Source organism: Saezia sanguinis (genome assembly GCF_003991585.1).
Lineage (GTDB): Bacteria > Pseudomonadota > Gammaproteobacteria > Burkholderiales > Burkholderiaceae_C > Saezia > Saezia sanguinis.
Window position 1 is genome coordinate 194406 of sequence record NZ_PQSP01000001.1, and the last position, 13380, is coordinate 207785.

Sequence of the window (13380 nt, forward strand, 5' to 3'; positions counted from 1 at the left end):
TATTATAATAATACATTCGCTGTAGAAACACCCGAAAGGGGCGGACACGCAACCGCCCCTTTTTTGTTGGCGGTTTTTTGTCGAAACCGGGTGTTGCTTTTTGGCAAAATGCCAAAAGCTGAGGCGACCGGACAAAGGGAATAAAGGGTACATACTGGATGAGTTGGCAAGCCGAAGTTGAGCAGGCTGTAACAGGCCTGGGATATGAAATGGTTGAGGCAGAGCGCCCGACCGGTGGTTTGCTGCGTGTGTTTATTGAGAACCCGAATGGTGTACCGGCGATTACTGTGGATGACTGCGAGCGCGTGACGCGCCAGTTGCAGTATGTGCTGGAAGTGCAGCAGGTGGATTATCAGCGCCTGGAGGTTTCCTCCCCCGGGTTGGATCGCCCTTTGAAAAAAGCGCAGGACTATGAGCGTTTTCTGGGCGAGCGGGCTGAAATAACTTTTAAAACCCCGGTTGTCGTGAATAGCCCGGACGGTAAGTCGGCATACAAACAGAAAAAGTTTGCTGGCCGGCTGGAAGCTGCGCCACAAGGGCAGGACGGATGGGTTCTGGTGCTGGAAGCCGAGGAACAAAAGAAAACCGGGAAGGTGGGCGCGCGTAAAAAAGCGGCTGTTGAAGAGCCTGCCATGGCGCTGGGCTTTACGCTGGATGAAGTGCGTGAGGCACGTTTGGTGCCTGTGGTGGATTTCAAGGGTAAAAAAGTTCATGCAACCCCAACGACGGAGGCTGAGAATGCTGAGTCTGCGTTGGATGAACCTGAAGACAAATCATTTAATGACAACGGAGATCGTAACCGATGAACCGCGAGCTGTTAATGCTGGTAGATGCCATATCACGTGAAAAGAATGTGGAGCGTGACATTGTGTTTGGCGCTGTTGAAGCTGCTTTGGCTTCAGCAAGTAAGAAACTGTACGATGGTGATGTTGATATTCGCGTGGCGGTTGACCGGGAAACGGGCGATTACGACACGTTCCGCCGCTGGCTGGTGGTGCCTGACGAAGCTGGTTTGCAACAGCCTGATGCTGAAATTTTGCATTTTGAGGCTGTTGAGCAGTTGCCTGATGTTGAGATTGGCGATTACATTGAAGAGCCGGTGGAGTCTGTTGCAATTGGCCGTATCGGCGCACAGGCTGCCAAGCAGGTGATTCTGCAGAAAATTCGTGATGCAGAACGCGAGCAGTTGCTCAATGAGTTTTTGGCCCGGGGCGAAAAGATTTTTGTCGGCACCGTCAAACGCATGGATAAGGGCGATGCCGTTATTGAGTCTGGCCGTGTTGAAGGGCGTTTGCGCCGCAGTGAAATGATTCCGCGTGAAAATCTGCGCTCCGGTGACCGCGTGCGTGCTTTCATCAAGAGTGTTGATCATACACAGCGCATTCCGATTGAATTGACGCGCAGCGCACCAGAGTTCATGATGGAACTGTTTCATCTGGAAGTACCTGAAATTGAGCAGGGCCTGCTGGAAATTAAATCCTGTGCGCGTGATCCCGGATCCCGTGCGAAAATAGCCGTGATTGCCCACGATCAGCGCATTGATCCGGTAGGGACCTGTGTTGGTGTGCGTGGATCGCGGGTTAATGCGGTAACCAATGAGCTGGCTGGTGAGCGTGTGGATATTGTGCTGTGGTCAGAGGATCCGGCTCAGTTTGCCATTGGCGCTTTGGCTCCGGCAACGGTTGATTCGATTGTGGTGGATGAAGATCTGCACGCGATGGATGTGGTGGTGAATGAGAGCAATCTGGCGGTGGCGATTGGCCGTGGCGGCCAGAATGTGCGCCTGGCTTCAGATCTGACCGGCTGGCGTATCAACATCATGAGTGCTGAAGAATCGGCCCAGAAGCAGGAACAGGAAACCACTGAGATTCGCGATCTGTTCATGTCCAAGCTGGATGTGGATGAAGAGGTTGCCAATATTCTGATTGCTGAAGGATTTACTTCTTTGGAAGAGGTTGCCTATGTTCCGTTGCAGGAAATGCAGGAGATCGACGCTTTTGATGAGGAAATGATCGAAGAACTGCGCAGCCGTGCCAAGGATGCTTTGCTGACAATGGAAATTGCCCGGGAAGAAACACTGGACAAAACAGCAAAAGACCTGCGTTCCCTGGAAGGCTTGACCGCTGAGCAGTTGACCAAGCTGGCCGATGCGGATATCCGTACGCTGGATGATTTTGCTGATCTGGCAGTGGATGAGTTGATTGAGATTACCGGAATGACTGATGAGGAGCAGGCAAAGCAACTCATCATGAAAGCACGTGAGCACTGGTTCGATGAGGACCAGTAATGTGTATATAAGTTAAGCGGCTTGTCAGATATGTGAGTGCACATGAAAGCGAGCTGTGTTGGAAGTGCCAAGGTGATGAACATGCATTGCATGAACCTGGCGGATAGATAAAGGATTTTAAACGCATGGCCGTTACGACTGTTTCACAACTGGCTGCAGAATTCAAACGCAGTACCCAAACGCTGCTGGAGCAACTTGCTGCTGCAGGTGTTGCCAAATCGTCTGCTGACGATGAGGTTACCGAGGCGGACAAGGGGCGTTTGCTGGAGCATTTGCGCAGCGTGCATGGGACACCGACTGAACGTAAAAAGATCACGTTGATGAAAAAGTCAACAACGGAGATCAAGCAGTCTGATGCCAGCGGAAAAGCACGCACGATCCAGGTTGAAGTACGTAAAAAACGGACTTTTGTCAAACGTGATGAAGTGGTTGCCCAGGCACCGGAACAAGTGGCTCCGGTAGCAGATACAGCACCGGCTAAACCTGTGATTGATGAAGCTGAAAAAGCACGCCGTCAGGCTGAAGCTGAGCGGCAGGCAGAGTTATTGCGCCGGCAGCAGGAAGAAGCGGAAGAAAAACGCCGCCAGCGTGAGTTGCAGGAACAGCAAGAGCAGGCTTCTGAGGCGCCGGAAACCGTTGAAGCTCCTGCGGCTGAAGTGGTTGCAGAACAGGTGGCAGAGCAGCAGCCTGCTGTGTCGGAAGAACCGGTAAAGCAGGATGTTGCAGAAGTGCCTGAATCGGCACCGAAGGCGAAAAAGGCCAAAGCGGCAACTAAAAAACCGGCAGCCGAGGCAGATTCAGCGGTGGCTGCGCAGCCTGCAGATCAGCAGACAACTCAACCTGAGGCTGTGCCAGCCGCGCCAGAAGTAGCTGCGGCTGCGGCCGATGGCGCAGGCGAAGAGAAACGCCGCAAGGCAGAAGCAGAAGCGCAGGCCATTCGCGATATGATGAATGCACCCCGCAAGGTGCTGGTGGCGAAAAAACCTGTCAAACCTGAAGCCGAGAAAGTGAAAACCGGTAAAGGTAAAACAGCCGATGTGATGCGTAAAGAGGCGGCCACTTCGGGTGAGCGCAATAAATCGATCAAATCTGAAAAGCTGTCGTCGCAGTGGGCTGATGACTCACCTAAAAAAGGTGCCCGCACAGCCACGCCTGCAGCGAATGAATGGAAAGCCAAAGGTGGCCGGGGCGGTCGACGCGATCGGCATCAGGTTGAACAGAAGGCCGCGCCCAAAGAGGTGGAATTTGTTATCAAAGAGATTCATGTGCCGGAAACCATCAGCGTGGCTGACCTGGCGCATAAAATGTCTGTGAAGGCCTCTGAGGTGATCAAGGCGCTGATGAAAATGGGCCAGATGGTCACCATTAACCAGCAACTGGATCAGGATACCGCCATGATTGTGGTGGAAGAACTGGGGCATCAGGCAGTGGCGGCTAAGCTGGATGATCCTGAAGCATTCCTGACAGATGATGACGAGCAGGCAGAGCGTGATGCTCAGGCTGAAGCCCGGGCACCTGTTGTGACGGTGATGGGGCACGTGGACCATGGTAAAACGTCGCTGCTGGACTATATCAGGCGCGCCAAGGTTGCGGCCGGTGAAGCGGGCGGTATTACACAGCACATTGGTGCGTACCATGTGGAAACACCGCGCGGCGTGATTACATTCCTGGATACCCCGGGGCATGAGGCGTTTACCGCCATGCGTGCCCGTGGAGCTCAGGCAACTGATATCGTAATTCTGGTGGTGGCCGCAGACGATGGTGTGATGCCGCAGACCAAAGAAGCTATTGCCCACGCCAAGGCAGCGCAGGTGCCTTTGGTGGTTGCGATCAATAAAATTGATAAACCGGGAGCCAACCCTGACCGCGTGAAGCAGGAGCTGATTGCAGAAGGCGTGGTGCCTGAAGAGTACGGTGGCGATTCGCCATTTGTGCCGGTATCGGCCAAGACCGGTCAGGGCATTGATGACCTGCTGGAGAATGTGCTGTTGCAGGCTGAGGTGCTGGAATTGAAGGCACCAGTCGATGTATCGGCCAAGGGGATTGTGATTGAAGCACGGCTGGATAAAGGCCGTGGTCCGGTGGCTTCTGTGCTGGTGCAGTCAGGCACCTTGCATAAAGGCGACGTGGTGTTGGCAGGCGCCAGTTTTGGCCGAGTACGCGCAATGCTGGATGAAAATGGCAGGCCGATTCAGGATGCCGGCCCGTCGATCCCGGTTGAAATTCAGGGGCTGACCGATGTGCCACAGGCTGGTGATGAGTTTATGGTATTGGCTGATGAGCGCCGTGCACGTGAAATTGCAACGTTCAGACAGGGCAAGTACCGTGACGTGAAGCTTGCACGTCAGCAGGCTGCCAAGCTGGAAAACATGTTTGAAAATATGGAAAGCGGTGATACCAAGGTATTGTCGCTGATCATCAAGGCAGATGTGCAAGGCTCACAGGAAGCATTGTCGACTTCTCTGCAAAAACTCTCGACCGATGAGGTACGGGTGCAGGTCGTTCACGCTGCGGTGGGGGGTATTTCCGAGTCGGATGTGAACCTGGCGATCGCTTCACAGGCGGTGATCATCGGCTTTAATGTGCGGGCGGATGCCAATGCACGTAAGTCGGCTGAAACCAACGGTATTCAGATTCGCTACTACAACATCATTTACGATGCAGTGGACGATGTGAAGGCAGCCATGAGCGGTATGCTTTCGCCTGAGGAGAAAGAAGAGGTCATCGGCACCGCAGAGATTCGCAATGTGTTTGTAGCCACAAAGATTGGTACGATTGCCGGTTGTATGGTGACTTCGGGCATGGTGCATCGCAATGCCAAATTCCATTTGCTGCGTGATAACGTGGTGGTGTATACCGGAGAGGTTGATTCCATCCGCCGTCATAAAGACGATGTGCGTGAAGTCAATGAAGGCTTTGAGTGCGGTATCAAACTGAAGAACTATACAGATATCAAAGAAGGCGATACGCTGGAGTTCTTTGATGTGAAGGAGATTGCCCGTACGCTGTAATGCGGGCACACGAAAAGATAAGATGCCTAGAAAATCATCCACACCCCATCGGGCCTATCGGGTCGCTGATCAGATTCAGAGAGATCTCTCTGAAATGATCGCGCGCGAACTGAAGGACCCCCGCATTGGCATGATCACGATCAGCCATGTGGAGGTTACGCCCGATTATGCGCATGCACGTGTTGGTTTTACGGTGCTGGTGGGAGATCCGCAGGTTAATGAAGAAGCATTGAACGAGGCGGCAGGCTTTTTAAGGAATCTGCTGTTTAAACGCCTGCATATTCATACGGTGCCAACTTTGCATTTTTATTTTGACCGCACCACTGAACATGCTGCTGATCTGAATGATTTGATTGCCAAAGCAGTTGCTTCAAGATCAAAGGATGCCGACGAATAATCATGGTCAAGACGGCGTCTCATGCACGGGTTGCAAGGCGCCCCGTGCATGGGGTGTTGTTGCTGGATAAACCGCTCGGGCTTTCAAGTAACCAGGCCTTGCAAAAGGCCAAGTGGCTGTTGCGTGCTGTAAAAGGTGGGCATACCGGAACGCTGGACCCTTTGGCCACAGGTGTGTTGCCGCTGTGTTTTGGTGCAGCAACCAAGTTTGCCCAGGTACAGTTGGATGCTGATAAAAGCTATCGAGCAACGGTGCGGCTTGGTATCAGCACATCTACAGGTGATAGCGAGGGCGAAGTCATTCGGCAAAGTGATGTGCATGTGACTTTGGAGCAGTTGTTGTCGGTATTGCCCCGGTTTCAAGGGAAAATCTGGCAAATTCCCCCGATGCATTCGGCGTTGAAGCATGAGGGAAAAGCTTTGTATGAATATGCACGTTCCGGTGTGGAGATTGAGCGTCAGTCGCGTGAGGTGACTATCTACGGGTTGGATGTGACAATGCTGGATCCGCAGACGTTTGAGATGGATGTGCGGTGTAGCAAAGGCACGTATATCCGCACACTGGCGAGCGATATCGGAGACGCACTGGGGTGTGGTGCGCACTTACTTGCGCTGAGGCGTACCGCTACAGGTGGTTTTTTGCAGGATGAATGCATCACGCTGGATGAGCTGGCAGCGATGGATGAACAAGCCAGGCTGGCACAACTGAAGACGGCAGATACGTTGTTGGGGGATGCTCCTGAAGTTTGTCTGGATTCAGCGGATGCAGGCCGTTTTCTGACTGGAATGCGCCGTAACACGGACATGGCTGATGCGCCCATGGTCAAGGTGATGGGGCGTCATCCCGATGCTTTTTTGGGCATGGCCCATGTACGGTCAGGGGAGTTAATCCCGCAGCGGCTGCTGTCCCCGATAGAAATACAACAATCGATTGAACAAACACAAGTTTTAACAGGTGAGAATTGATGAGTAATCAAAAACAAATTCGTAACATTGCGATTATTGCCCACGTGGACCATGGCAAGACGACCATGGTGGACCAGTTGTTGCGCCAAAGCGGTACTTTCCGCAGCAATGAAAAAGTGGATGAGCGGGTCATGGACAACAATGACCTTGAAAAAGAACGCGGTATTACAATTCTGGCGAAAAACTGCGCAGTTTCATGGGAAGGCACGCACATCAATATTGTTGATACGCCCGGACACGCCGATTTTGGCGGTGAGGTGGAGCGTGCGCTGTCCATGGTGGATTCGGTTCTGCTGTTGATTGACGCGGTGGAAGGCCCGATGCCTCAAACACGCTTTGTAACCAAAAAAGCGTTGGCTTTGGGGCTGCACCCGATTGTTGTGGTGAACAAGGTGGATCGGCCAGGCGCGCGCCCGGATTATGTCATCAATGCTGCATTTGATCTGTTTGACAAGCTGGGTGCGACTGAAGAGCAACTGGATTTTCCGGTGGTATACGCTTCAGGCTTGAATGGCTGGGCTACGTTGAATGAAGGTGAGCAGGGAACGGATCTGCGTCCACTGTTTGAAACTATTATCAAGCATGTGAAACCGCATGACGGTGATCCGGATGCACCGCTGCAATTGCAGATCAGTTCTTTGGATTACTCTTCTTATGTGGGGCGTATTGGTGTGGGCCGCATTAACGCAGGGCGCATCAAACCGTTGCAGGATGTGCTGGTATGGAGCGGCCCGGAAAGCAAGCCGTTTAAAGCCCGTGTGAACCAGGTGCTTAAGTTTGAAGGCCTGGAACGTGTGCAGTATAACGAGGCACAAGCGGGCGATATTGTGCTGATTAACGGGATTGACAATATCGGCATTGGCATGACGCTAACTGAGCAGGAAAACGCAAATCCGCTGCCAATGCTGCATGTGGATGAGCCTACGTTGACAATGAATTTCTGTGTCAATACGTCTCCGTTGGCTGGGCGTGAGGGTAAATTCGTGACGAGCCGCCAGATTCGTGACCGCTTGGAACGTGAGTTGCAAAGCAATGTGGCATTGCGCGTACGCGATACGGATGAGGATGGCATTTACGAAGTTTCTGGGCGCGGTGAATTGCACCTGACGATCCTGCTTGAAAATATGCGCCGGGAAGGCTATGAACTGGCGGTTTCCCGCCCTCGCGTTGTGTTTCGTGGGCAGGGGGAAAGCCGTCAGGAGCCTTTTGAGCTGCTGACGGTTGATATTGAAGACAGCCATCAGGGCGGAGTCATGCAGGCGCTTGGCGAACGGCGTGCCGAATTGCTGAATATGGAGTCCGATGGCCAGGGGCGTGTGCGCCTGGAATACCGCATTCCGGCTCGCGGCCTGATTGGTTTTCAGAATGAGTTTTTGAATCTGACGCGTGGCACCGGGTTGGTCAGCAATATTTTTGATGCTTATGAACCTTATGCAGGCGAATTGCCTGGGCGTAAAAATGGTGTGCTGATCAGTCAGGATGATGGCGAAATCGTGACGTACGCGCTGGGCAAGCTGGATGATCGCGGCCGCATGTTTGTCAAACCGGGTGATTCTGTTTACGAAGGTATGATTGTGGGGATTCACAACCGTGATAACGATATTGTTGTGAATCCGGTACGCAGTAAACAACTGACAAATTTCCGTGTTTCGGGCAAAGAAGATGCCATCAAGGTGACATCTCCCATTGAACTTTCACTGGAATATGCAGTGGAGTTTATTGAAGATGACGAGCTGGTGGAAATTACGCCTAAATCCATTCGGCTGCGTAAACGCCACTTGAAAGAGCATGAACGCCGCAAGGCCAATCGGGAATAACGACAATTGGTTATGCCATAAAATCATTCATGCGATTTGTGCAGGGTGTTTAATTTGCATCAATGGATGTAAAAATTACTCTGATAAGGGTAATAGCTGTTATAGAATAACTGCAAAAAGCGGGGGCAGGCATAATTTATATGCCTGAAGCTATACGGTCTGAAGGCACATTGGGCAATTATTGGGTAACGTCATATGATATTTTTGCTGGCTGGTATCGCCATGTTGATTATGAAAGCGCTGGATGTGAGTTTCATGGTCGATCTGTCCTGGTGGTGGTGTGGAACTCCCTTTGTCATGGCTTTTCTTTATTGGGAGTTTGTGGTTCCTGCTTTTCAGTTGGATGCCAAGAGGGAAGCGCGCGATGAGAGAAAAAGGGTCAAAGCGCGCAGGCAGCAGCAAATGGATGACCTGTGGTCTGATGATGAAAAACCAAAAGGTTTTTTCAGACGCAAAAAGAAGCGCTGAAATGAGAAACGGCATCTGGAATAGATGCCGTTTTTATATGGATGTTTTGAAAATCAATCAAATTTATCCAGTACGGCACCGGTACTTGCACTGGAAGCGCAATGTGCGAATTTGGCTAATACACCACGCTGGTAGCGTGGCGCAGGTGCTTTCCAGAGGCTGCGGCGTTTTGCCAGCACTTCGTCGCTGACGTTGAGCTGCAGCAACAACTGGTGCGCATCAATGGTAATGGAGTCACCTTCTTCAATCAGGGCGATGTTGCCGCCTACAGCAGCTTCCGGCGCTACGTGGCCGACCACCATGCCCCAGGTGCCGCCGGAGAAACGACCATCAGTGATCAGGCCCACAGATTCACCGAGTCCCTGTCCGATTAATGCACCTGTAGGTGCCAGCATTTCAGGCATGCCGGGGCCACCCTTGGGGCCCAGATAACGCAACACCATCACGTCTCCGGCTTTAATCTTGCCATCCATAATGGCCTGCAGAGCAGACTGCTCATCATTAAAGACTCTGGCTGGCCCGGTGATGACCGGATTTTTCAGCCCGGTAATTTTGGCTACAGATCCTTCGGGAGAAAGGTTGCCTTTCAGGATGGCAAGGTGGCCTTCCTTGTAGAGCGGGTTGTCAATGGTATGGATGACATCCTGCTCTGCGGAGGGTACATCGGGAACATTGGCCAGATTTTCTGCCACAGTTTTTCCGTTGATGGTGATGCAGTCTCCATGCAGCAATCCGGCATTGAGCAGCAGTTTCATGACCTGTGGAATGCCGCCGGCCCGGTGCAGGTCAATCGCCATGTAGCGGCCCGATGGTTTCAAGTCGCATATCACCGGGATTTTTTTGCGCATGCGTTCAAAATCGTCAATGGTCCAGTCAACACCGGCAGCGTGTGTGATGGCCAGGAAGTGCAGCACGGCATTGGTTGAGCCGCCAACTGCCATGATCACGGCGACCGCATTTTCAATGGCTTTTTTGGTGACGATGTCACGCGGTTTAAGGTCGTTTTTAATGGCTTCCAGCAGTACACGGGCCGATTCTGCGGAAGAGGTTGATTTTTCGTCATCCGGGTTGGCCATGGTGGACGAATAGGGCAGGCTCATGCCCAGCGCTTCAAAGGCCGAGCTCATGGTATTGGCGGTGTACATGCCGCCGCATGAACCGGTACCCGGAATGGCCTTGTGCTCAATGGCGGAAAAGTCTTCTTCGCTCATTTTGCCGGCACTGTATTGGCCCACGGCTTCAAATACGCTGACGATGTTGAGGTCCTGTCCTTTATAGTGCCCTGGCTTGATGGTGCCGCCATAAACGTAGATGGCTGGCACATTGGAGCGTAGGATGCCCATCATGCCGCCCGGCATGTTTTTGTCGCAACCACCGATGACCATCACGCCGTCCATCCACTGGCCCTGTACGCAGGTTTCAATACAGTCGGATATCACTTCACGCGATACCAGAGAGTATTTCATGCCTTCCGTGCCCATGGACATGCCGTCAGAAATGGTGGGCACACCAAATGTCTGCGGGTTACCGCCAGCAGCCCTGATCGCATCAACGGCAACATCGGCCAGTTTCTGAAGTCCTGCGTTGCACGGTGTGATGGTGGAGTGCCCATTGGCAATACCGACCATGGGTTTGGCAAAATCTTCGTCCTTGTAGCCCAAGCCATAGTACATGGAGCGGTTGGGTGCGCGGGCAGGCCCTTCAGTGATATTTTTTGAGCGGCGGTTAGAACTCATGGCAGTTTTGATCTCAATCGTGGTTGAATAAATGCATTTAAAGAGTGCGAATCTTCTATGATAATGCAGGACTGCCCCGGTTGGCAAAGAAGTACAGATATAAATGACCAGAATTCTGTATCTATTGCTGTTGTTTGCCCTGCTGGTATCAGCAATGGCCGGCAATACGTTATTTAAAGCGGGGGCGCCGTTTTCTTTAACGGGCGGTGACCGAGACCCACCAGGCTTTCAATGGGCTGAGCATGATGTGCTGATGCAGTATCTGGTAATCCATCTTTGGCAGCATGTCCAACCATGCCATATCCAGGCGGGCCTGAACAATCAGAGGGCGGAGAGCAGGCTTTTCACCAGCGGGAATGTTTTCCAGTGCGGTTTTAAATTGCGCCAATGCGCGTTCACGCTGAAATTCGATTAAAGCGCTGAAACGGTCACTGTAACCCCACGGCGCTTCATTTTGCCTGATTTCACTGATAGTTACGCCGAATTGTGTGAGTTCATCCTGCGGAATTTCGACACGCCCCAGGCGGGCACGGTAACCCAGGCGGCTGATGCTGTTTTTCAGTGCCATGGCCACGCCTAAAGACTGCATGGCTTCATGGGTAGTGGCCGATGCACCGAGCAAGGCCGCTGTTTGCTGTATCAGGCTGCCCTGAATCTGTGTGGCCTGATGTTTCAGGCTGGGAAAGTCCAGATAGCGTGTCTGCATACGCATATCCTGTATGCCATGCAGGAACTGTTGAAAATAAGCCGGTACCAGTTTTTCGAATGGGGTATCGGCCTGTAGCAATTGGGTTGCGGGGTGCGTTGCGTTACGGGCGAACAGGCGTTCTATTTCGGCAAGCCACCAGCCGATTTTGGCCTGTACAACCGTGTTGTCAGAGACCTCGTGTACGGTCGTCATCAGACTGTCTGCAATATCGTTGAGCGCAGACACCCAACTGCGTTGGGGTTCCGGCATGAGACCCAGCGCGTACCTCTGTGCAATATCCTGCGGCAAAACGGATTTTTGAGGCGGAGCGGCAGATGAGGGGGCTTGTTCCTTCATAGGCATGATTTTGACAGTAAGCTCAGGCAGTCAGGGGGCAGGGCATGCAATTGCAGCAAATTGAGTAGGGCAATGCTTGAGAACGGTGATGCCAGGTGTTAAAGCGGGTATAGCGGCAGAATAAGCAGAATAGGAATAGGCAAACATGCAAAATGCAATCGGAGGGAGGATGGTTGTACAGTCTGTAGTGCTTATTGCATACATGCTTTCATAAGATGGGCTGGCACACTATCATCAGTACCTTGCGCTGGAGGTGTTTTGCCCGAAGCTCACAGAATTCAAAATGAACAAGCTGTTAACCATGAATGAATATACCCAGTTGACTACCCTTGAACAATGGCTCGCGTTTTGTGAGCAACTGCATGCCCAGAACATTGAGCTGGGGCTGGAGCGTGTGCAGAAAGTACGCCAGGCACTGGGGCTGGATTTTGAATGCCCGGTTTTTGTGGTGGCGGGCACCAATGGCAAAGGTTCTACCTGCGCCATGCTGGAGTCGATTCTGATGGAGGCCGGCTACAGAGTGGGTGTGTACAACTCGCCCCATCTGATTCATTTTGAAGAGCGTTGTCGCATCAATGGGCAAATGATTCAGGGTGAAAGCCTGATTCCCCACTTCGTGCAGGTGGAGCAGGCGCGCCGTGCCGCCGGGGATATCAGTCTGACTTATTTTGAGTTCACGACGCTGGCTATTTTGCATTACCTCAGTGAGCAGGAACTGGACGCTGCAGTGCTGGAGATTGGCCTGGGTGGCAGGCTGGATGCTGTCAATATCATTGACAATGACTGCGCCATCATCACCAGCATTGATATTGACCACACCGAGTTTTTGGGCCCTGACCGCGAGAGCATCGGATTTGAAAAAGCCGGGATCATGCGTGCGCACAAACCGGTGATTGTCAGTGACCCGATGCCGCCGGACAGTGTGCTGGCTCATGCGCGTGAAACGCAAGCCGATTTATGGCGGTTTGGGCAGGATTTCAATTATGTTGGTAATGCGCAACAGTGGAGCTGGTCCGGTCGCGGTCGCCGCTATAACGGTCTGGCGTACCCGGCGTTGCGTGGCGCCAACCAGTTGCTGAATGCTTCCGGTGTGCTGGCGGCATTGACGGCGCTCAGGGAGAGTCTGCCCGTATCGGCGCAGGACGTGCGAATGGGGCTGGCGCAGGTGACATTGCCGGGGCGTTTCGAGATTGTGCCCGGGCAACCGGTTGTGGTGCTTGATGTGGCGCACAACCCGCATGCCGTTGCTGTGCTGGCTGAAAATCTGGATCAGATGGGGTTTTACCCGCAAACGCATGCGGTTTTTGGCGCCATGCACGATAAGGATCTGCGCGGGGTGATGCTGCGCATGCAGCCATTGGTGGACCACTGGTATTTTACCGATTTGCCCACGGCACGGGCCGTATCTGCAACGGCTTTGGAAGCACTGTGGCATGCTCTGCCGCCCCTGAAAGGTAAGGACGTTAGCGTGCAGTGTTGCGCCGATCCGCATACCGCTTTGCTGCAAGCGCTGGAAAAGGCTGATCCTGCTGATAGAATTGTTGTGTTTGGATCGTTTTATACTGTGGGTGGGGTACTGGAGCACGGAATTCCACGCAATCCCGTACAGCGGTAAAATACTTGCTGCATATTCAACCTTCTGCAAGGGAACCTG

General features: G+C 52.7%; 10 protein-coding genes. 8 read left to right on the top strand and 2 right to left on the bottom strand.

The annotated features are described in order from the left end of the window. Positions 1-158: 158 nt before the first annotated feature. From rimP to CUZ56_RS00910, 7 genes are all read left to right on the top strand, one after another. The gene (gene rimP, locus CUZ56_RS00880) at positions 159-806 is read left to right on the top strand and encodes a ribosome maturation factor RimP (RefSeq protein WP_126977315.1); all 648 of its coding nucleotides are present in this window, start codon (positions 159-161) and stop codon (positions 804-806) included. Continuing rightward, entirely contained in the window at positions 803-2287 is a 1485-nt protein-coding gene (gene nusA / locus CUZ56_RS00885; protein WP_126977317.1) for a transcription termination factor NusA, read from the top strand. The genes rimP and nusA overlap by 4 nt, the downstream gene beginning before the upstream one ends. Before the next feature lie 125 nt (positions 2288-2412). Next, the gene (infB, locus tag CUZ56_RS00890) at positions 2413-5298 is read left to right on the top strand and encodes a translation initiation factor IF-2 (protein ID WP_126977319.1); all 2886 of its coding nucleotides are present in this window, start codon (positions 2413-2415) and stop codon (positions 5296-5298) included. Between the two features lie 22 nt (positions 5299-5320). Continuing rightward, the gene (rbfA, locus tag CUZ56_RS00895; RefSeq protein ID WP_126977321.1) at positions 5321-5695 is read left to right on the top strand and encodes a 30S ribosome-binding factor RbfA; all 375 of its coding nucleotides are present in this window, start codon (positions 5321-5323) and stop codon (positions 5693-5695) included. A gap of 2 nt (positions 5696-5697) precedes the next feature. Beyond that, complete coding sequence (gene truB / locus CUZ56_RS00900; protein ID WP_126977323.1) at positions 5698-6660, top strand: tRNA pseudouridine(55) synthase TruB; 963 nt, start codon at positions 5698-5700, stop codon at positions 6658-6660. Further along, a complete protein-coding gene (gene typA, locus CUZ56_RS00905) occupies positions 6660-8477 on the top strand; it encodes a translational GTPase TypA (protein WP_126977325.1) in 1818 nt (605 codons plus the stop codon). Before truB ends, typA begins: the two co-directional genes overlap by 1 nt. Positions 8478-8672: 195 nt before the next feature. Beyond that, positions 8673-8945: a TIGR04438 family Trp-rich protein gene (locus CUZ56_RS00910; protein WP_126977327.1), complete on the top strand. Its 273-nt coding sequence runs from the start codon at positions 8673-8675 to the stop codon at positions 8943-8945. A 53-nt stretch (positions 8946-8998) separates the two neighbouring features. Here the strand turns inward: CUZ56_RS00910 and ilvD are convergent, their stop codons facing one another. After that, positions 8999-10681: a dihydroxy-acid dehydratase gene (ilvD, locus tag CUZ56_RS00915; RefSeq protein ID WP_126977329.1), complete on the bottom strand. Its 1683-nt coding sequence runs from the start codon at positions 10679-10681 to the stop codon at positions 8999-9001. A gap of 196 nt (positions 10682-10877) precedes the next feature. Continuing rightward, positions 10878-11726, bottom strand: a complete 849-nt coding sequence (locus tag CUZ56_RS00920) for a squalene/phytoene synthase family protein (RefSeq protein ID WP_162615210.1) — start codon at positions 11724-11726, stop codon at positions 10878-10880. Positions 11727-12009: 283 nt separating this feature from the next. On the opposite strand from CUZ56_RS00920, the gene folC reads away from it, so the two are divergent. After that, positions 12010-13341 (top strand): bifunctional tetrahydrofolate synthase/dihydrofolate synthase, encoded by a 1332-nt coding sequence (gene folC / locus CUZ56_RS00925; protein ID WP_239441932.1) that lies wholly within the window; start codon positions 12010-12012, stop codon positions 13339-13341. Positions 13342-13380: the final 39 nt, after the last annotated feature.